This window comes from Coleofasciculus sp. G1-WW12-02 (assembly GCF_040219735.1).
Taxonomy (GTDB): Bacteria; Cyanobacteriota; Cyanobacteriia; order Cyanobacteriales; family Coleofasciculaceae; genus Coleofasciculus.
On sequence record NZ_JAVJRX010000184.1, the window covers coordinates 53,896 to 75,101 of the forward strand.

18 protein-coding genes are annotated in these 21,206 nt (G+C 44.9%); 7 read left to right on the forward strand and 11 right to left on the reverse strand.

The features are described from left to right. Positions 1–179 precede the first annotated feature (179 nt). From RID09_RS28820 to RID09_RS28855, 8 genes are all read right to left on the reverse strand, one after another. Positions 180–1,355, reverse strand: coding sequence for a glycosyltransferase (locus tag RID09_RS28820; protein WP_446339345.1), 1,176 nt, complete (start codon positions 1,353–1,355; stop codon positions 180–182). Between the two features lie 15 nt (positions 1,356–1,370). Further along, a complete protein-coding gene (locus RID09_RS28825) occupies positions 1,371–2,279 on the reverse strand; it encodes a glycosyltransferase (protein ID WP_446339346.1) in 909 nt (302 codons plus the stop codon). A 10-nt stretch (positions 2,280–2,289) separates the two neighbouring features. Further along, positions 2,290–3,201 (reverse strand): sulfotransferase family protein, encoded by a 912-nt coding sequence (locus tag RID09_RS28830; protein ID WP_446339347.1) that lies wholly within the window; start codon positions 3,199–3,201, stop codon positions 2,290–2,292. 33 nt (positions 3,202–3,234) lie between these two features. Then, on the reverse strand, positions 3,235–4,446 hold the full coding sequence (locus RID09_RS28835; RefSeq protein ID WP_446339348.1) for a glycosyltransferase family 4 protein: 1,212 nt from the start codon (positions 4,444–4,446) through the stop codon (positions 3,235–3,237). Between the two features lie 37 nt (positions 4,447–4,483). Then, positions 4,484–5,425, reverse strand: coding sequence for a hormogonium polysaccharide biosynthesis glycosyltransferase HpsE (gene hpsE, locus RID09_RS28840; protein ID WP_446339349.1), 942 nt, complete (start codon positions 5,423–5,425; stop codon positions 4,484–4,486). A 232-nt stretch (positions 5,426–5,657) separates the two neighbouring features. Continuing rightward, positions 5,658–6,560, reverse strand: a complete 903-nt coding sequence (locus RID09_RS28845; RefSeq protein WP_446339350.1) for a polysaccharide lyase — start codon at positions 6,558–6,560, stop codon at positions 5,658–5,660. A gap of 507 nt (positions 6,561–7,067) precedes the next feature. Further along, positions 7,068–8,879 carry a translation elongation factor 4 gene (gene lepA / locus RID09_RS28850; protein WP_446339351.1) on the reverse strand — a complete coding sequence of 604 codons (1,812 nt, stop codon included), beginning with the start codon at positions 8,877–8,879 and terminating at the stop codon, positions 7,068–7,070. Further along, a complete protein-coding gene (locus RID09_RS28855; protein ID WP_446339402.1) occupies positions 8,872–9,093 on the reverse strand; it encodes a hypothetical protein in 222 nt (73 codons plus the stop codon). The genes lepA and RID09_RS28855 overlap by 8 nt, the downstream gene beginning before the upstream one ends. On the opposite strand from RID09_RS28855, the gene RID09_RS28860 reads away from it, so the two are divergent. From RID09_RS28860 to RID09_RS28885, 6 genes are all read left to right on the forward strand, one after another. Continuing rightward, positions 9,082–9,312: a hypothetical protein gene (locus RID09_RS28860; RefSeq protein ID WP_446339352.1), complete on the forward strand. Its 231-nt coding sequence runs from the start codon at positions 9,082–9,084 to the stop codon at positions 9,310–9,312. The two genes, RID09_RS28855 and RID09_RS28860, sit on opposite strands and share 12 nt — an antisense overlap. Positions 9,313–9,433: 121 nt before the next feature. Then, positions 9,434–11,143 carry an ATP-binding protein gene (locus tag RID09_RS28865; RefSeq protein ID WP_446339353.1) on the forward strand — a complete coding sequence of 570 codons (1,710 nt, stop codon included), beginning with the start codon at positions 9,434–9,436 and terminating at the stop codon, positions 11,141–11,143. A gap of 126 nt (positions 11,144–11,269) precedes the next feature. Continuing rightward, on the forward strand, positions 11,270–11,524 hold the full coding sequence (locus RID09_RS28870; RefSeq protein ID WP_446339354.1) for a NifU family protein: 255 nt from the start codon (positions 11,270–11,272) through the stop codon (positions 11,522–11,524). Positions 11,525–12,024: 500 nt separating this feature from the next. Further along, positions 12,025–12,489 (forward strand): IS200/IS605 family accessory protein TnpB-related protein, encoded by a 465-nt coding sequence (locus RID09_RS28875; protein ID WP_446339355.1) that lies wholly within the window; start codon positions 12,025–12,027, stop codon positions 12,487–12,489. Between the two features lie 207 nt (positions 12,490–12,696). Next, positions 12,697–14,943, forward strand: coding sequence for a glycoside hydrolase (locus RID09_RS28880; protein ID WP_446339356.1), 2,247 nt, complete (start codon positions 12,697–12,699; stop codon positions 14,941–14,943). Between the two features lie 94 nt (positions 14,944–15,037). Continuing rightward, a complete protein-coding gene (locus RID09_RS28885; protein WP_446339357.1) occupies positions 15,038–15,385 on the forward strand; it encodes a four helix bundle protein in 348 nt (115 codons plus the stop codon). A gap of 300 nt (positions 15,386–15,685) precedes the next feature. Here the strand turns inward: RID09_RS28885 and RID09_RS28890 are convergent, their stop codons facing one another. Next, on the reverse strand, positions 15,686–18,814 hold the full coding sequence (locus RID09_RS28890; protein ID WP_446339358.1) for an NACHT domain-containing protein: 3,129 nt from the start codon (positions 18,812–18,814) through the stop codon (positions 15,686–15,688). Between the two features lie 503 nt (positions 18,815–19,317). Continuing rightward, on the reverse strand, positions 19,318–19,851 hold the full coding sequence (locus RID09_RS28895; protein WP_446339359.1) for a hypothetical protein: 534 nt from the start codon (positions 19,849–19,851) through the stop codon (positions 19,318–19,320). Position 19,852: 1 nt separating this feature from the next. Between RID09_RS28895 and RID09_RS28900 the strand changes: the two genes are divergently transcribed. Further along, positions 19,853–20,410, forward strand: a complete 558-nt coding sequence (locus tag RID09_RS28900; protein ID WP_446339360.1) for a metallophosphoesterase family protein — start codon at positions 19,853–19,855, stop codon at positions 20,408–20,410. 12 nt (positions 20,411–20,422) lie between these two features. Here RID09_RS28900 and RID09_RS28905 read toward each other — a convergent pair whose 3' ends face one another. Next, on the reverse strand, positions 20,423–21,097 hold the full coding sequence (locus RID09_RS28905; protein WP_446339361.1) for a phosphoribosylanthranilate isomerase: 675 nt from the start codon (positions 21,095–21,097) through the stop codon (positions 20,423–20,425). Positions 21,098–21,206: the final 109 nt, after the last annotated feature.

Sequence of the window (21,206 nt, forward strand, 5' to 3'; positions counted from 1 at the left end):
CTACTGGTCAAGGAACTTAATGCTTAAATTGGATTGACATGGGTTGAGCTTAAATGTGTGGGATGGGGAAGCAGGGACACCGTAGCTGAAAATTAGGATGGACAGGGGTTGTGGCTTAAGTTGACACGGATGAAGGCTTGCGCCCTGAGATACCAGATATAGTTTTGACCGCTACCTAATTAACCCAAGATACTAGTATATACCTCTTCCAGGCAAGCCGTATTCTGCTGCAAACTAAATCGTTGCTCTACGCGCTGACGTGCCGCGATCGCAAACGCTTCCCTCATCTGTGTATCCTGCACCAGAGTCAAGATAGATTTTGCCAGATTTTCCCAATCCCTTTCTCGAACCAGAAACCCTGTTTCGCCATCCACCACAGCTTCAGGAATCCCCGCACTCCTAGAACTCACCACAGGTAATCCCATCGCCATGGCTTCTAAGATAACTATCGGCAGCCCCTCTGTCTCTCCCCGATCAGTTGTGATACTTGGCGCACAGAGTACAGAAGCACAATTCATCCACATTTTAACCGTTTCTGGTGCTTGTACTCCCAGAAAACGGTAGCGACTTAATCCCTTTTTCGCTAACGTTTCTAAACTCTGACGCAGAGAACCATCGCCAATCATCACTAACTCGACATCGGGTCTAATTTTTTGCACCTCAGCCATTGCCCGAATTAAATAGTCGCACCCCTTTTTCTCAACCAAACGCCCCACAAATAAAACCGTTGATTCTCGCTGAACCTGGGTATCCGGCGTGAATTTATCGACATCAATGCCAATATAACCAACTTTCACCTTTTCCGCTGGACATCCTTTTTCTATCAGTTGAGAACGGATAAACTGGGAAACCGCAATCAAACAATCGGCTTCCCGAAAAAGGGTCTTGCGCCTTCTCCCATAAAACTCCCGAAAAAACTGACCCCGCCGCTTGACAAAATCTTCCCCATAGTCATACCACGTTTTTCCGCTTACTTCGATTTCCGCTGTTGCATAATAGCCGTGGAATGTAACAACTAGCGGAACACCTAACTTCCGAGCTAAAGGTAATGCTAAAACGCCATCCAAGCCAAAATGAGCGTGAATCAAGCTAGGTGATAAATTTTTGATTCGCTTCAGCCAATTCGGATGAAGTACGCCAGCTAATTTATACGCTGTCTTCCACAAACCGGGCAAAGGTTTTTCATCATCCAAAACCAAGCAGTTTTCCTTTGGTATCATAGATTTAGCACTATGAAGATAGGAAGACCCGACGTAGAACCCTTGATAAGACCTAAAACTTTCAACTTGAGCCGGAATAAACGTTTCTGAATAAGGTAACAGTTGGTCGCGGTAAATAAGAACTATTTTTTTCATTAATAATAATTTAGCTTATTTAGGCAGCAGAGGACGCAGAATTGACTTAGCTAGACCGCGAATTAACGGAAGACCAGTCAACGGAGAGAAAACCAGTTCGGGTGCAACGTTAGACGCTTTCAGATAACTCTCCCAAGCCGTTCTATAGTTCCCCTTTCTATACTCATTTTCCGCGCTTTGCGACAAACGAGCGCTTTCTCGAATCCGGTTTCCCTTGGGTTGCTCTGTAGCCGGAAGGCTATCAATAAACTCCTGAAACACTTTTTCTCTAAGTTCTTCTATATTTTTCGGTCGCCACTGTCTACCGTGAACACGGTAATCTAGTACAATATCTGGAATAAGAGCAACTTTACCCAATTTAGCCACTTTCAGCCAGAGTTGCCTATCCTCACAGATTATCAGATCGGGTCGATAACCGCCCACTTCTCTAATAATTTTTGTTCGGTATAAATTCTGACCCGAAATCGAAGACCAACCCGCCAGCAATTCCGACCAAATGAATTTCTCTACATAAACTATGGGATGTTCTATTTTTAGGGCATAATCACCCACTTTAAACTTCCATCTCGCGCCCACTGAAGCGACAATATTTTTATTTTTTACCAAAGGTTTGGCTAAATTAGCTAAAGCATTTTGACGCAGTAAATCGTCATCATCAAGAAACATGATCAACTCTCCTCTAGCCTCTTTTAACCCTCGGTTCCGTGCTGCCGAACGTTCGGAATTTTCGGGTTGCTTAAATATCCTAATATTAGGTTTATTTATGTTGGTTAGCCACGTCCAAGTTTCGTCTTCAGAAGCATCATCGACAATCAGAAGTTCCCAATTTTTAAAGTCTTGGGCTTCAACGCTAGCGACAGCTTCTTTGAGAAATTCCAGCCGATTATAAGTTGAAATTACCACAGAAACCAAGGGATGATGCATTACTTTTACCTCAAACGGTTAACCAGCTTGTTAAATCTTTATCAAGAAGCTCTTGAAGCTTCAATATGTCTTCTCGATACTCTTCTATCAGTTGTTTACGAACCTCTGGAAGCAGGGGTGGCTTGGGACGGCGGTTAAGGTTTAATAATCTGGATTTTACCGACTTACGTAATTCAGGTGAAACAAATTTACGCAAAAATGTACTGGTTGGGTTCCGAGGATCGAAAAACTTATTAAGCGTTCTATTTTTAGGGATAGAAGTAACATTGTATTTTTGCGAAATATTCGGACAAAAATTATCGTCTACACCCAAAAAAACAAAGATATCGTTTAATACAGAAAAAGAGTCCGCTTGAAAATCTTCATAAAGATAGACTTTAATTTGGTTGCTGGCAAATTTGTCGAAATAGCGCTTCAACTGAGAATAATAAAACCCTCTTTGTTTATAATGCCAACGAAACCAATAGTTCTGACAAATTCGCTCGGATTCGGCTGCGATTGCTTGGGAAAAATCAGCAATTGGTTCAGCGCCTCTACTCAAATTAAATAAAAAGTCAGAGTAGGCTCGTTCAACCGGATCGCGCAGGATTGCGAGCAGCTTGACATCAGGAATATAGTGCTTTATGGTATCCGGTGCTTTTGGACTTAGCAAATAAAGGGGTGATGCTTCACCAATTGCTACTTGGTTAGAAACCTTTTCAAAGAAACGACAATAGGCTTCAAGATTAGTAATAAAATTAGGCGTATCACTATCTCCATGAAAATTACCACAATAATCGTCTTGGCGTTCTCCTTCAAGGGCAAAAAAATTCAGTTCTTTACGAGGACTCATATATATTTGTGGATGCTCGTCAAGATAGTTATTCAAGGATGTTGTTCCCGCTTTTGCTGCACCGATAATTAAAAAATTAGGCAATGTCATATATTTGGGGTTTTGCTGATGAGATTATCTTATTTATTTACCTAAAAGTGTATTAATTTTGGTTTGACCAATTCTGGCTCGTTTACACAAATCGTAGAATGCGGCTAAAAACTGAGATTGATTATGGTTGGCTAGAACCCATTCTCTACCTTCTTTGCCTAAACGAGTTCGTAACTCTCGATCCTTTATCAAGCGAGTCAAACCGTCAATAAATTGAGGAATACTGTCCATCCCACTCCCATCCCAACGCCCCACATAAATCCCGAACCGAGACACGACATCTTGAGGATTAACACAACTTAACAACGGAGTTTCACATTTGAGTGCTTCTTGGAAGCTGACAGCTAATCCTTCATGAATAGAGGTGTTAACTAAAACCCAGGCTGAAGCCAGAAGGCGAATTTTTTCCTCTCCTTGAACATGACCCATTAGTTTCACATTATCAGGTAAGTTATCGGGTTGCCAAGCCCCCTTGCCTTGAAAATGAGGTTGCCCCATAAAGATAAACTCTACATCCGGAAAATGGCGGGCTAATTCTGCAAAAAGCCAAGGGCGTTTATAGGGGTCAAGACGGGCTAAAAAAATGACGCTTGGTTTTTCACTTTTGACAATCTCTCCGGGTTCTAGATCAATAATATTGGGCAAAAAATAAACCTCTGGCGGTTGTACTCCGTAAGTTCCTAGAACTTTATCTTTGAGAAAAGGTGCAGGAGTGGCAAAGAAAATCCGACGTCCCATCCATTTTGATTGGTTAACGACTCCAGCAAAGGATGTACAGTCAAAGCATTTCAGTCCTAAAGGCAACATATTTTCTTGCCCCGGAATGCGTACTGTATTAATTTTTTCGACATCTTCTGGCGGACGCGGATCACGTACCCAAAGAACGATAGGTGTGCGCGGTAGAAGCCAAAATAAAGGGCGATAGTTCGGGCGGTAGTCAATCGATAGGATTAAGTCAAATTTTTCACTCCAAATGCGACGAACATAAGCCCATTTATCAGGCTGACGCAGGATCAGCGGTGTTTGATGAATTCGGGGATCGGGTTGACCCGATTGAGCGTAGGATTCACCCGCAATAAAGACAACATCCACGCCTAAGTTGGGGTTAGCGTTAAAGCAGTTAGCCACTTGCCGTGTCGCCCAGCCAAATCCGCCCATGCGACTGACAGATAGATCGAAAAATTCGTTAGCAATTACACCTACTTTTAGATTTTCTTGGGAATGTTTGGGAGTTGATTGGTTCATAAAATTAATAAACAAATAACTAATTTCATTTTTTAAACTAACGTCTTCTAAAATAGAAAGGACTTGCTAAACTATTAACTAGCAATGACATTTCACTCGCAGCTACGATATCAGTCGTCATAACTCGGCGGTATTTTAACCAATGAATCGCGAGGCGACGAAAATCGTTAATCAGATACAAGAAAAACATAAAGGGACGTTGCCATCGTTTATATCGTAGCATACGAGTATGATGGCGACCCCTGCCGATTCCCTGAAAAAACTGCTGTAAGTATTGCTTTTCTAAGCGGGTTTTGGGAATGTAATGATCAATGTGCATTTCCGAGTTATACCAAATTTCCCAGCCAGCTTTTTGTATGTAGATAAGGGCTTCTATATCTTCACCTTTTGCGGCTAAGGATTGACCAACTGGTCCTTGTAAAATCAAATATTTGGGGATGCAGTCTAACCAAGCCTGTTGGCGAATGACTAATCCGGCACCGGGGGGTAATACTCCCTTGGCTCTGTAGGTGTTGAAACAAATGGTTTGTTGGCGTTCAACGATAGGTAAAAAGCCGGCAATGCGTTCAAAGTTTTCCGGTGGAGGAACTTCAAACGTTCCATGAATTTGACTGCCGTAAGCACCAGCTTGGGGATGAGACTGAGCAAATAAGTAAGCTTTCGCTACCCAGTCTAATGCAGGTAAATTATCGTCGTCTAGAAAGCCAATCAGAGGAGATTGAGCTTCTTGAATGGCGCGTTGCCTTGCATAATAGGCTCCTGGCTGGGATTCAAAAAAGTATTTGAGCGGAAATGCTTCAGCCCAGTTGCATTGATAGTCTTGGATAATCTTTGCTGTATTGTCTGTACTGTTATTATCGACGATAATAATATCCCAATTTATATTTTCTGTGTCGCGCTGTGATCGCAGTCTTTCCAACAGGGCTGGCAAGTAATTTTCACGATTGTAAGTGCGAATAGCTACAGTAAATTCAGGCATTGAGTTTATTTTTTATTCATAAACTGTGGGTAACATACTCCTTGATTCAATCGTAACTTTTTTTATTTTGGAGTAAAACATTTTTCCAGAAAATGTACGATAACTTCACAAAACAATCGCGATAAGTTTAAGATTGATTAAGACTGATAAATTGCATCATTTTTAGTCAGCTTGATTCGGACTTGCGCTTTTGTTTCCTTGGGTTTAAACCCAAGGAGAGTTCACTCTTGTGCTACTCGCTCACCTCGGAGACTGAGAAATCAGCAAAATCGACATACACATCTTTTGGAGTTGCCCAAGAGGGATCACCACCGCCAAAAAAGGTGGAAAAGAATATGCCATCAATTTTGAGCTCTTCAACGCTGCGGAAGGTCAATCCTTGTTCATCGAGAACCATGTTTCCATCCAACCAAACTTTAACCCGACCATTGGCTTGACCCGGTTCATTGAGGACAACCTCCTGCTCAATATGATGCCAAGTTCCGGGAATAAATTGCCAATTCCCCCGACCAATTGATGTGCCGTATTCGTCACTTGTGGGTAAATAGGCATACAGTTCCCCATCTCCATTGCGTCTCCACATGAAGCGCGTCGAAAACCCATCGGTTCCATCAGGTGTTTTCCCGCCACTAGCACCATCACCCCCGTAAAGTCCCGGCAATTTCCCCCCCTTAACAAAGTCAAAGTCGTCGGAAAAACGAACATAATAACTCAAGCGCAGAGAATCTTTAGCGGGTAAACCTAAATCCGCATAAAACTGCGTACCTCCCAAGGGAGCGTCATTTTTTCGAGAAACCGTAGGACTAGCCGAACCCGCCGGATAGTTCACCCGCAGCACCATCTCAAATCTGCCGTCGGGGTCTTTGATCACTTCACTATTTTCTAAACCCCACTGTTTCTCAGTTTTAAAATTCCAAGATTTCTGCCAATCCGTTGCTTCAAAGTCGTTCGACCAAAGGGGGGTAACATCAGCGTTAGAGGTTGCATCTTGACGAGTTTCTGTGGAATTGGTTAAGGCAGAAGAGGACTCTATTTCATTTGAAGCAGTCTGAGCGCAACTATTCAGCATTGTGACTAAAAAAGCTGCACTTAAGCATTGAACTGAAGCGGTTAGATACTTAAATTTGGTTGACATGGGTTTGGCTTAAACGTGGGGATAGTGTAGAGTTTTGCTCATCTTTATCTTGATGCACCCTCAACCATCCAATTTAATCCTTCAGCTCGGCTTTTGTCAGCCCTTGACTGAAGAAAGGCAGAAGGCAGATGGCAGATAGCAGGGAATAAGGACGTGATCGCTATTAAGATGGATAAGCTGCTATGCAGCTAAATCCAATAATTTAGCTCCTGAAACCCTTTGCTAGCTTAGATTGCCTTATCAAATTAAATGCGTTACAGCTTATCAATACTGCTCGGATCAGCTCTAATTTAATCAGAACTTACGCCGATCCAGCATATATAGTGCCAATGGTGCGTTACGCTTGGCTAACGCACCCTACAGATAGAGGCTATGCGTAAATTCTCCCTAGAAGGGCGGGTTTATTTAATTTATCAGTTGTTGCCATAAGTTATCTGTAAAACCCGCCCCTACATCCCCGGCTTCCCCAGCTCGCCATAGTGCCATGGCACGTCTCTACATTTCTCCCTACTGAGGGTCAAGACGCAATACTGCCATAAATGCTTCTTGAGGCACATCAACTGTACCTAAAGATTTCATCCGCTTTTTCCCCTTAGCTTGCTTCTGCAGTAGTTTTTTCTTGCGGCTAATATCCCCGCCGTAACATTTAGCGAGTACGTCTTTCCGCAGTGCTGGAATATGTTCACTAGCAATCACACGACTACCAATCGAGGCTTGCAGGGGAATTTTGAATTGGTGACGGGGAATCAGTTCCCTGAGTTTTTCGACTAACGCCCGACCAACGTTGTACGCTTTATCACGGTGGACAATCATTGCCAGGGAATCAACTGGATCACCATTAATTAACACATCGAGGCGGACGAGAGTGTTTTCTCGATACCCAATGAGGTGATATTCCATACTGGCATAGCCGCGCGATCGCGACTTGAGTTGATCGAAAAAGTCGGTGACAACTTCCGCCAGAGGCAATTCATACACCAAGGTGGTTCGCCCTTGGGTTAAATACCGCATATCTTTAAACTCACCCCGCCGAGTTTGGCAAAGTTCCATCAGTGTACCCACATAGGTTTCTGGGGTAATCATCTCGATGCGACAGTATGGTTCTTCAATTTTTTCCCGCTGCTGGGGTGGAGGGAGTAAGCTGGGGTTGTCAATTTCCCGAACCTCCCCATCCATCGTCGTCACTCGATAGACTACAGACGGAGCGGTAATGATTAAATCTAAATCATATTCCCGTTCTAATCGCTCCTGGACAATTTCCATGTGCAATAAGCCCAAGAAACCACAGCGGAAACCAAACCCCATGGCGCTAGAGGTTTCCGGTTCATAATTTAGGGCAGAATCATTGAGCTTGAGACGATTGAGGGCTTCTCGTAAATCTTCGTACTGATCGGCGTCGGTGGGGAATAAACCACAGAACACCATGGGTTTAGCTTCCTTGTAACCGGGTAAGGCGCTATCGGCGGGTTCTGCCGCTAGGGTAATTGTATCGCCGACACGGGCATCTTCTACCGTTTTAATCGCCGCCGCTATGTATCCTACTTCTCCGGCGTGCAGTTGATCAACCTGGATTTGAGTCGGTGATAGCACGCCCAGTTCATCAATTTCGTATTCTTGTTTGGATGCCATCAGGCGAACTTTATCCCCGGTTTTGACTGTACCATCCATTACCCGGAAATAGACAATGACGCCTCGGTAGGAGTCATAGTAGCTATCAAAAATCAAGGCTCGCAGGGGCTGGTGCATCGTATCCTGGGGAGGAGGAACCAGATGCACGATGGATTCTAAAATCTCATTGATACCAATCCCCTCCTTTGCCGATGCCAGGATGGCTCCGCTACAATCGAGACCGATGATCTCTTCGATCTCTGAGATCACTCGTTCCGGTTCAGCACCAGGGAGGTCTATTTTATTAAGAACGGGAATAATTTCTAGGTCATGCTCTAAGGCTAAATAAACATTTGCCAGAGTTTGAGCTTCAACGCCCTGGGAGGCGTCTACCACGAGCAATGCGCCCTCGCAGGCGACAAGCGATCGCGAAACCTCATAAGAGAAATCTACATGTCCCGGGGTGTCAATTAAATTGAGAACGTACTGCTCACCATCTTGCGCCCGATAGTTCATGCGAGCAGCTTGGAGTTTAATGGTAATCCCGCGCTCCCGTTCCAATTCCATGTTGTCCAGGAACTGTTCCTTCATTTGGCGATCGCTCACTGTACCTGTTGTCTGTAAGAGGCGATCGGCTAAAGTGGATTTACCATGATCAATATGGGCAATGATGGAAAAATTGCGAATGCGAGAGACAGGAACATCAGTCATAGAGATTATCGGGTGACAAAAAAATCGGCAACAGGCAATGGATGGCTCTTAATGTATTGTAATGTTTCTGCCCAAAATGGGGATAATACTCCTGATACTCTAACTCCAGAGAACTTTTTCGGACGGAGCGAGTCACCAATTCTAGGTGGCAACAGAGCAAGTTGTCGTAAAATGAATGTAGGGGAACATAAAAGCGCTGAACATGAATGATCATGCCGTCCGAAGAGAGCATTCAACGGACAAAGAAGAAATATCTATCCTTATGGATGCTCAACTGTTAGACCAAATCAAACACTTAACCAACGATCCGTCTAAGGTGATAGAAACAGCCATTCGTCAGTGGCTAAGAGGAGAGCGCGATCGGGACGATGAGCTAACCCGCACTTTGAGACGAAATCCACCAGTACCGCCACGAGGCGAATGGAATGATTGAGAGCCAAAAGGTCTATTGCTTTATTCTTTCGCCTGAGGCTCTAGGGCGTTAGGGGGTTGCATTTACGTCTTGGTGCGAGCGCTAATCCTTTCGCTGCTTGTAGTTTTCAGGTTTCTTGTAGATGATTGCTCCTGCTGATTTCCACAATCCTCGATCTGGGTATACCACTATGCAATCTACTACTGCACAAGGCTCGTCAAGCTTTTTGCAGGGGTTAGATTTTGACCTGATGTGTAGCCAAGATGCGTCAGGTCAGTATCACTCCTTTTATTGGCGACAAGCCCAGCAGTATGATTTAACTCAAGAGCAGGTGATTGGGGTTCCCCTCAACGAAACCTTTCATCCCATTGCTCTAGATGCTTATCGGGATCGAATCCAGCGGATTCTAGACAACCGCACCCCAGAACGCTGCATCCACGACTTCTGCTATGGTGATCAGGTTTTTCCTTTTGAACTGGTGATCAGCCCAATTTTACAATCTGACGGTCAGGTGACTCAGGTTTTGGTGATGGGTCATCTGTTACCCGAAGGTGCGGTACAAAAAGTTATTGATTCGCTGGTTCCGTTAAGTGTCGATCCCAATCAAAAACTGCTCACTCAAATTGCCCGCCGGATTCGCCGGACGTTAGATTTAGATACAATCTGGCAACAAACGGTAGATAGCCTGGGGAAAGCCCTGCAAGTTAGTCGCTGCATTATCTGCTCCTATAGACCCGACTTCACGGATGTCAAGGTGGAAGCCGAGTATCGCCAAGATTCACTGGATGAAATGTTGGGGATGACGCTGGAACTGGAGTCGGAACTAATACTCAAACAAGCCTTGTGGAGTTCCGAACCTGTGGTGGTTGACCAAGTCGTCCCCAGTCGGTTCCAGGAAAAATCCCTGCTAGTGGTTTCCACGTCTTATAAAGACGAACCCAATGGATTAATTAGTTTACAACAATGCGATCGCCACCGTCCGTGGAGTGATGCAGAAATTGAGCTGGTGCGGGAGTTGGCTGAACAAGTGGGAACCGCGATCGCTCATGGTACGCTCTATAAAGAACTGGAACTGGCAAGAGAGCAAGCTGAAGAAGTATCCCGCCTCAAAAGTGAATTTCTGGCGAGTACCTCTCACGAATTGCGGACGCCTTTAAATGGGATGATTGGCTTTCTCAAGCTGATTCTCGAAGGGATGGCGGATGACCCCGAAGAACAGCGGGAGTTTATCCAAGAAGCCCATAATAGCGCCTTACACCTGCTCAACATCATCAACGATATCTTAGATATCGCCAAGATTGAAGCCGGAAAAATGGAACTGGAGTTTAGTCCAGTTGAGTTAGAGTATCTATTCAATAAGGTCTATGATTTTACCGCGCAGCAAGCCCATCACAAGGGTTTGAGCTTCACCCTGGAAATTCCCGCCGTTTATGATGGCATTGTCATGTATGGGAACTATCAACGGCTGCTACAGGTGATGTTAAATCTGGTGGGGAATGCGATTAAATTTACCGATGAAGGGGGAATTACCATCAGCGCCGAAGTCATCCGCAAGAAAGTCCATTTTCAAGGACAGGAGTTTCCTGGACATGTGAAGGTGCGGGTAGCGGATACTGGGATTGGCGTTTCCTTGGATAAGCAAGACAAACTCTTCCAATCCTTCAGCCAGGTACATGGTGGACTCAATCGTCCTTATGGGGGAACCGGGTTAGGGTTAGCGATTTCCCAAAAGCTGGTGGAAACCATGGGCGGTGTCGTACATTTCTTCAGCATGGGAGAAAACTTAGGCTCAACCGTGACATTTACCGTACCCCTCTATCAAGAACCCGTGATGGTGTCTCGCACGGATTGAGACCTCATAAGCACTAAAGTGAGTCTTAGACGTAACATCTATTGTTCCAGACGTAGCCGGCTACGTCTGGAACTTTGCCAAAGGACGCTAGGATTAACGTAGTTGTGCTGTCAAACTAGGTGAACTATGTCTCAAACACTATCTCCCCCCTTGGCATTAACCTCAGAAAACGTCGAAGCCGTCCTCGATGAATTGCGTCCTTACCTGATGGCGGATGGCGGTAACGTTGATTTAGTTGAAATCGACGGTCCGATTGTGAAGCTGCGGCTACAAGGCGCTTGTGGGTCTTGTCCCAGTTCTGCCATGACCCTGAAAATGGGGATTGAGCGCCGCTTACGGGAATTTATCCCGGAAGTTGTGGAAGTTGAACAAGTCATTTGACACTCCCCACGCATAAATGCGGGGGATTCTTGCATCTAGTTACTCGCTCCTAAAAGGAGCGAGTCATTCATCAAGTTAGGGGCTGTGCCAAGCAGCCCATTCTCTGTAGCAGATGAAGCCATTACAGCAGCATCCCTGTGTAGCTCCAGACAACAAGAAAACCCTTGCGGTGATAGATAAGCTTGACGCTACCTTTGTCCACATTTGCGCGTCGAACTTGCTCTAAAACTGGCTGCCAATGAGACGAGGCAACAACTATAGGTACTCGTTTATCCCCAGCAATAGTGGGAAAACTCAAACTATAGGTATTGCCTCACTTGGACAGTTTCCAGTTCTGTTTGTTGATTTCAGGAGGTAAACATTTATAGTGCTTAACCTTCCGACTCGTAGCCGAAATGGTATGTCGAATTGTTTGATTAGCAAGCGTTTTTAGTTGAGCGTTAAGGGTTTGCAGCAGTAGCCCGAATACCTAGATTTACCTATAATTTGTCGTTACTGACTTGACCACAATAGCCTTGGAGTATAAGCGCCCCATTGTTGTCGAAAAACTTGATTTTACCGATAAGAAAAAACGGTTGCGTGAGCTAAATGCAAGGACACGCCGTATGTTGAGTAACTTTGCTTACTCTAAATTTCTTCAACTTCTATTAGCTAGATGCTTCAAACTGGGTATCCAGGTTATTGAGGTCAATCCTGCCTACAGTAGTTGGATTGCATTGATTAAGTTCATGTCGATGTATGGCATGAATAGTGCCACAGCCGCTGCTTTCGTGTTAGCTCGGCGTGGAATGTTTTTATCAGAAAGACTGCCAGCCAGAACCGCCTACCAAGAAACGGAATCTTTGAAGCACGTCTGGTCACATTGGCGGTTAGTGGCGAAACGAGTCAAAGGTTCGTCTCGCCACTCCTTCTATCAGCCTAGACTAACAGTCTACTCCAGGTTACGCTCAGTACGGAGCTCTTAATCACGGGATGAACCGCCATCGGCTGCTGTCAATTCCTTCGGGGAGCTTGGAGAGGTCGGTGAGAATCCGACGGGAAGTCGTTAGTACCGCATGACGGCGTATCTTGCATAGTTTTGCATAGATATTTTTTAGCGGTTAAGAGTTATAAAGGGAGAGAATTCCTTTGTTCACATATCAACTCGATACCCTTAACGTTTATTATTAGCGATGAGCCATCCATTGTACGTTGCCTTTATCTGGCATCAGCATCAACCCCTCTATAAAAGTCGCAACAACCTGTCCGGGTCAAATGGACGATATCGCCTCCCTTGGGTGCGGCTACATGGGACGAAAGATTATCTGGATTTAGTGCTATTGTTAGAGCGCTATCCCAAGTTACACCAGACGGTCAACTTGGTGCCGTCGCTGATTTTGCAGTTAGAAGATTATATGGCGGGAACAGCCTTTGATCCCTATCTGGAGTTAGCCCTGACGCCGAGTGAGCAACTCAAGCCAGACCAACGACAGTTTATCGTTGAGCATTTTTTTGATGCCCATCACCGTACCTTGATTGACCCCCATCCTCGATATGCCGAGTTATACCAGATGCGGCAAGAACATGGGAAAACCTGGTGTGTGGATCATTGGACGCATCAGGATTACAGCGATTTACTAGCATGGCACAACTTGGCGTGGATTGACCCGATATTCTGGGATGACCCAGAAATTGCGGCTTGGTTAGAGAAAGGACGAAACTTTACATTAAGCGATCGCCAGCGGATTTATTCTAAACAACGAGATATCCTCAAGCGGATTATTCCTCAGCATCGCAAAATGCAAGAGGCGGGTCAGCTAGAGGTGACAACAACCCCTTATACTCACCCGATTTTACCCTTACTCGCCGATACCCATTCCGGGCGGGTAGCGATTCCGGAGATGACATTACCCCTACAGCACTTCCGGTGGGAAGAAGACATTCCCCGCCACCTAGAAAAAGCGTGGCAGATGTATGAAGAACGATTTGGGCGTACACCACGGGGGTTGTGGCCCTCAGAACAGTCGGTGAGTCCAGTGATTCTACCCTATATTGCTGAGGCGGGATTTGAGTGGATTTGTTCCGATGAGGCGGTATTGGGGTGGACAGTGCAGCACTTTTTCCACCGAGATGAAGCGGGAACCCTAATGGAACCCACATTGTTATATCGCCCCTATCGCTTAGAGACACCCCAGGGGAACTTGGCAGTTGTCTTTCGCGATCACCGCTTATCTGATTTAATTGGCTTTACTTATGGGTCAATGGAACCCCATCAGGCGTCAACGGATTTTGTCAGTCACTTAGAAGCCATTTCTCGTTCCATCCACCGCCATCAGCAGCAGGGAGAGACTGGGTTAGATCAACCTTGGCTAGTAACGATTGCTTTGGATGGGGAGAATTGTTGGGAATTTTACCAAAAAGATGGGATTCCTTTCCTCACCTCACTGTATGAAAAACTCTCGGCGCATCCTCAGATAAAATTGGTCACGGTGTCGGAATTTCTGGATCAGTTTCCCCCCACCGCCACACTTCCAGCAGATCGACTCCATAGTGGATCATGGGTAGATGGTAGTTTTAGCACTTGGATTGGTGATCCAGTTAAGAATCGGGCGTGGGATTTACTCACTCAAGCGCGGCAGACTTTAGCCAATCATCCCGAAGCTACACCGGAAAACAATCCTGAAGTCTGGGAAGCTTTATATGCGGCTGAAGGATCAGATTGGTTTTGGTGGTTTGGCGAGGGTCATTCATCGAACCAAGATGCTATTTTTGACCAGTTATTCCGAGAACATTTGAGTGGGATTTATGAGGCATTAAATGAACCGATTCCTGCCAGTCTTAAGCAACCCCTGGACACCTACGAATCGAAAGGCGATCACCGACCGGAAACGTTTATTCATCCGGTGATTGATGGCTTTGGAGATGAGCAAGATTGGGATAAAGCAGGTCGCATAGAAGTTGGTGGCGCACGGGGAACGATGCACCGCAGCAGTGTGATTCAGCGGTTATGGTATGGTTTGGATCACCTTAATTTTTACCTGCGATTGGATTTCCAGGCAGGGATTAAAATTGGTCAGGATATTCCTCCGGAATTGCATTTATTATGGTTTTATCCGAATCGAACGGTTAACAATAGTCCAGCACCTTTAGCCGAGGTTCCCGATACTGCCCCGGTGAACTATTTGTTTCACCACCACTTAGGGATTAATTTGTTAGCCGGTTCGACTTGGTTAGAAGAAGCCGCAGACTATTATCAATGGCATCCCCGCACCAGTCGCGCCCAAGTTGCGTTTAAGCAATGTTTAGAGGTGGCTGTACCCTGGGCAGATTTGCATGTTGAACCGGATTATCTGCTACAGTTGGTGATGGTTTCTGCTGATAATGGCATTTTCCGCAGTTATATCCCAGAGAATAACTTGGTGGGGTTGCAGGTGCCGTAAATGGGTTGATTGTTCATTGTTCATTGTTCATGGTTTTTGTGGCTATGAATGATGAACAATTTAACCAATTGATGAGGAAAGGAGAATTTGAAGGATGACGGATTTCCGAAAATTGAAAGAATGGAACAAAGCCCATGAGTTAACGGTTGACGTTTATCAGGTGACTAAAGGGTTTCCAGAAGAGGAATTACTGGGGTTAACTCAACAGATTCGTCTGGCTTGTGCAGGGATTCCGATTAAAATTGCTCAGGGGTGCGATCGCGAGGAGGCGGAGGACAGACTAAGCTTCCTGCGGCTGGCGCGGGATTCGGCGATTGAGGTGGAGTATTATCTGCTACTGTGTTATGAGTTGGAATTGCTTAGTGCTACAGATTATGACCGTTTGGTTAGTGGTGTGGTTGAGGTGAAAGAACTATTGGAGTCTTTTATCCAAAAATTCTAGGGGAATTTTTGATAGTGGAGTTTTATCAATAACACTGATAGTCAGGGCGGCGTTTATTTATAGCAGTCACTAGAGCGCCAGTCCAGTAATCCCAGCCATAACGCAAAATGGTCATTCTGGCGCTCATCCTCAACGGAAAATCAGGCTATTGATTATTAGTGGATCGGCGCTCTAGGGTCATTAGGACATAATCATGAATGCCATGTATTGTTTCGAGGCAGACTTAGTGTCTTAACCGCTGTGGCGGTTGCTCTAATTATGAAACAATGAAATTTTATAGCAATTACAAATGTAGTTAATTTACTTCAAACATTGCTGCACCCAATCTTCTAAAATTTCCTTCAACTTAGGAATTAAATCATTTTTTTCTCTTAGAAATTCTCTGACTAGGTACATTCCTTCAGAACCTCCAACTCCATGCATCAATAGCAGTGCTGCATTCATGAAAATTCCTGGAGATGGATGATTTAGGGCATGAACTAAATCTTTTGAAGTAATATCCGTGTTTTTAGCAAGCTCCCATTTAGGCTCAACAGGTACTTTAGGAATTTGGCTAGAACTGATACTCCAAGCAAAGGGGTTGTCAGTAATCTTTTTAATTGTTTGCTGTAAAGCCCACTCTTTTTCGTTGTCGTTAGTCTCACTTCGTAGTACAGATTCAATCATATCTAAATCGTGCTGGATGTCCTGTAGAGCGAATTTAGCCTGTGTAGCCAATGTTGGAGAGTCAATCTTCATTGCTGCAATTGCTCCCTTAAACACGGCATCAACAGCATCTAAATCAAATGGAGCGTTTATAAGACTCCAGTCACAAGCCCGGACTTTTGACCAACGCATTCCTCGCAAAAGGATAGCAAAAGCAACTAGCTCTTGTGATTGCGGCTTTGGTAGAATTGCTTCTGAAGTAGTATTATCGGTTACGCGAATAACTGCCTCAAGAATTGCTTGATTAGCTTCCCAATCTCGTTTTAGTTCTCTAAAGTCTGGCCAAGAGGTATCGTCAAAAGTTTCGTAAAAAGCTTTAGCTTGCTTAACTAATCTAGCGCTACTGAGTGGTAAAAGCCTTTTTGCGTGTTCTTGTCGCTCATCCTCCTCAAGGTTTTTCAACACATATTCACGAAGATAAAATTCCATTGAAGAATTAGTGAAAAATGTAAATAATCCTTCCTCAAGGACTTGCTTAATTCGTCTATCTGTCTCAATACCAGGTTGCTTTCTCATAAGTAACTCGACCCCTTCAAGCACAACCTGATTCCAGAGATTCCATTGTCCCTGCCAATCTTCTTCAATTTCTATATCTCGTCCTTCTAGGAGAGAATTTGCATCTATATGCTTTATATTTGAAGGTTTTGAAGGTAAGGTAACTATAACTCTAGATATTCGCTTTGATTGAATTACCTGAGTGATTATTGTATCTACTATTTCGGTTACAGTATCCAAGTCTATATACTTATCCCCAAAAACTAAGCAAATCCTAACAGCAGCTAAGTAAGTCCAAGGCTGAGTATCGTTCAGTAAGGATTGTGCAATAGAACCAATGATTTCTGGAGCCAGATTCGTCAGCTTCAGTGCCGCTTCAAGGACTTCACAACTGACGGATGAATTAGATGACTTTAGTCGAAGCTTTATCTGATTAGCTACTAACTTTAAAAGTTCAAGTGATGGCTTTTTGAACTCTGCCAAAATGTCGGTAGCTAATAGCACTTCTTTTGATGCTGGATCTTCTGGATTGTCAAGTTCAAGCAAATAGGTAATAATCCCCTCAGCCGCACCTGAACCAGCACAAAATAGGATAGATTCTCTCCACTCAGGTTTCCGTCTAACTCGCTCTAACCATTGGCAAAGTTTCTCATCACTTAAACGAGAGGCATATCGTCCGGCTGCATATTCACACAAAGTCGGATGAACAAAGCTAATTATATCCTGGGTTCCCAAGCTGTACCGCTTAAAGATGCAGCGATTTTGCCAAAACTCCACACCATCTTCTGCTTTTTCTTCCGCTTCCCGCAGCGTGTAACCTCTCGACTCAAGCTCTTCAATGATGCTGTTAATTAATTCATCTGCTGCAAGCTCAGGTTTATGCAGTAGTCTCCATCCGGCTATTTCAAAAATGCGTTGTGCGTCTCGTTCACTAAACTCAATGGGTTTTCTGTCAAGTGGAGGTCTTTTAGATGCAAGCTTTATGATGTTGCTATATAACTCTGTACGGTTTTGACCAATTTCTACATCTTCGGCTATTAACTGAACAATAAATCCTAAAAGTAGTGGATTCTGCACTGCTAGGGAAGCATTGGTACTGTCTTGTAGCTGCCGATGGAGTGAATCTAGTCGTTCTTGAACCTTAGCCGCATCCTCACAGTAAGCAGCCAAAAGCTGTTGAGAATATTCCAAAATGTCTGGCTTATTTAGCGGAGATAGTTTGATATGTTGCCAACCGGGTAGAAGGCTTGATTCATCACTAGGGCGTGTAGTTATTACAACCTTGGTGCTGGAGTTAGCTACCCATGCATCCAACTTATCTGCTATGTTGGCTCGATCAGATTTACACTCATCTAGTCCATCCGCCAGTAGATAGTCAGGTGTACTGAGCGCCAGCCGTAATTCCTTGTCGTTGAAAGCAGAATTATCAGCAGCAGCTTTGAGGATTGCCCATTCAAATCCCTCACTTTTATCACTATCCAATAATTTTTTCACGTCCGGGAGTCGAATGAAAATAACCCGTTTTCCCGCAGCGGATAAACAATGGGCTAAACGCCTCAAGAGTGTGCTTTTTCCAGCTCCTGGAGCGCCGATTACAACACTTAAGCGATAAAGTGTTGGGATGAACTCTGCGTCAAAGCTTGTCTTATCACCTTCTCTGAGTTTGGCTTGGAGTGGAATCCAATTTGTTTTAATAGAAAGCTCTCTCTGGAGAGGAAATCCTGGAACTTTTAAGTGAGCAGTTTTTTGACTGAGCCATTCTCGATAATTTTCTACGATTACCTCTGCCTTTTGCCTTACACCTAAACTATCTGCTTGTTCTTGACCACAAAAAGCAGCTACCCAAGCTCTACCAAAAAAGTCATCTACTAGCTCAGGCTTGTCTTTCAGAGCAAGGGATAGCTGATCGCTCCCCCAAGGCAGAAATGTTACACCCTCATTTTTTAACAGTTTACTTTGAGTTTCAATTTCGTCAGCTAACTCGGTTCTGTTAAGGCTTACCTGTGTACACAAAACGAATGTATCTGTCTGACTGATCCACTTTCCTTTCTTTCCTTCAATGAATTTGGAGACAGCATTTTTTATATGAGCTACACCAAAATCCTTAACACGCTTGCACTGGTATACCCTGTATTTCTCTGTAAGCCTTTGCCGAGCATAGATATCAATTCCCTCCTGATCCTGACCCCGCACACCATAAAGCTGGCAATGTTCTACATTAGCTTCCAATTGAGCTAAACGCAGACACAGCTTCTCAAAATTTTCCTAAGTTAATTGTCCAAACGGCAATTCTTGCGATCGCGTTTCTACAGGAGGATTGATGTTACTATTGGGGGGTGTTTCTAGCCAGGAAGGAATGGTAGCTTGAGAATTTGCACTCATAAAGCTTGATACAGCGCTCTTACTAGCTTAACCAAAAATTTGGTCTTTAAGCACCTTTCTCTTCACCAGTTGATGTGCTTGAATGAGGGGTTGTGACGGTGATTCATTCAAGCGATGACAATGGCGCGATCGCACGATGGGTTGGTTGATCCTGATAAGCGATCGCGTTCTCAATAGAATAAGGGCTTTAGCCCTTACTACGAACTATGAACGGTTTCCTCTCCCTCCTGAACATCGCCTAACAATTCAGCTTAGACTCATGGCTGATGAAAATACCCTATCTTTAGGCTGAAATAAGGTGTAATTGGGTGAAGCTCATCCCACGGAATCGAGTCCGTGGTATAAATGCATCATTTATTTTTTTTAAGTGCTGCTGTCCACTCGGCTATCTCTGCGGCTGTCATGCTACCCTGAGGGCGAAGCCGCGCATCTTGATATCCCCAGCATTCGACATCAATCAAGTATTGACTTCCAGATAGCAGTGTACCTTGACAAAGGTGATCTGAAGAAGGCGCCTTACTCATTTCCTTGTGCAAACGGTGTAACAAATCCTGCATCACCCAAGCCGGAATTCGCTCACGCTCACTCGGATAAATAAAGCCAAAGAGAATCAAATGGGTTAGGAGTACCCGCCAGTGAGAACCGAAACGTTCCAGCAAGTGAGACCAGTTTAGCTGATCGGCACAAGCGCGAAACAAATGTGCCACATCTGCACCATCCCAACGATGGCGCTCCATGATAAATGCCTTGGATCGAATCATCTCTTCGGGTGAGCAGAGTTTGACGGGAACGCCAAAAATTTCGGCTTCGACAGCATGTTCCAACCAGATCTGATCAACCTGATCATTGCCATTAGGTGTCACCGAAGAACTAAACACACTCAAGATGCCTATCCTTGCTGTACTCGGTAATCACGACTATGAATCCCAACAGCCTGATCAGCTCCAAAAGATCCTTTCTGATGCTGGCATTATCCTGCTAGATGGGGAAACCTGCGAGATTCAGGGTATTGGTTTTGCTGGTGTTAAAGGTTTCGCGGGTGGTTTTGGTCGGAGAACTCTAGAACCTTGGGGTGAAGCGGCGATCAAAAACTTTGTTCATGAAGCAGTAGAGGAAGCCCTGAAGCTGGAATCAGCCTTAGCTCGACTACGAACTCAACAGCGTGTCGTCTTACTCCATTATTCCCCCATCTCAATGACTGTTAAAGGTGAACCCCCAGAGATTTTTCCCTTTCTGGGTTCCAGCCGATTGGAGGAACCGTTGAATCGTTACCCCGTCTCTGTGGTCTTCCATGGACATGCCCACTATGGTAGTCCTGAAGGTCGCACCAGTAAAGACATCCCCGTCTATAACGTCGCTATGCCACTGCTGCGGCAAACATTCCCCGATCGCCCGCCGTTCCGTATAGTAGAACTCCCGATAGCCGCGCACGCAGCTACATGAGGGACAAAAGAGTTAGAAGTTAAAACTTTTGTTCACTTGATTGAAGAACTCAGCCAGCTTACCCTCATCTAATTTGCCATTCGTGCGAACCCCATTACAAACATCCACACCAAAGGGTTTAACCGCTTGAATCGCATCTTTGACATTCTCCGGAGTCAGTCCACCCGCAAGGAAAACTGGCACGTTGACTAACTCCCGGATGCGTCGGCTAATTGTCCAATCATGAACTCGCCCGGTTCTACCCAGTTCTTTCTCTGATAACATGGGATTCCCCGAATCGAGGAGCAATGCTGAAACATGGGGTGCAACTGCCAAAGCTTCCTCGATCGCGGCTTCGCTGGTGACATAAATCGCTTGGACAATGGCAATTCCTGGTAACGCCTGACGTAAATCATCATGGCTTCCCCATTGCAGGCGATCGCACATCTGAATCGTGTTGACGCCTAAGCGTCGTTGCTGGGCAATAATCGCGATGGTATCAAATTTACTGGTGAGTAGAAATGAACAGACACCCGGAGGTATCCTAGCGGCGACTTGGGCAATCAATCCTTCAGACACCATACCCGATCCACTGGGCATCTCGGATACTAAGCCTATGGCACAAGCGCCATAACAAATGGCGAGATTGGCTTCGTCAACACTACCGATGCAGCAAATTTTAACTCTGGGTCGGATTGTGGGTTCCATCAAATTCCGAAGAAAAACGTTCTCATACAAAGGCTTCAGGAGAGGGCGAGCCGACCGTCTGTAGGGGCGGGTTTTACCGATACCATGTAAGAAAAAACTGGTAACTTAT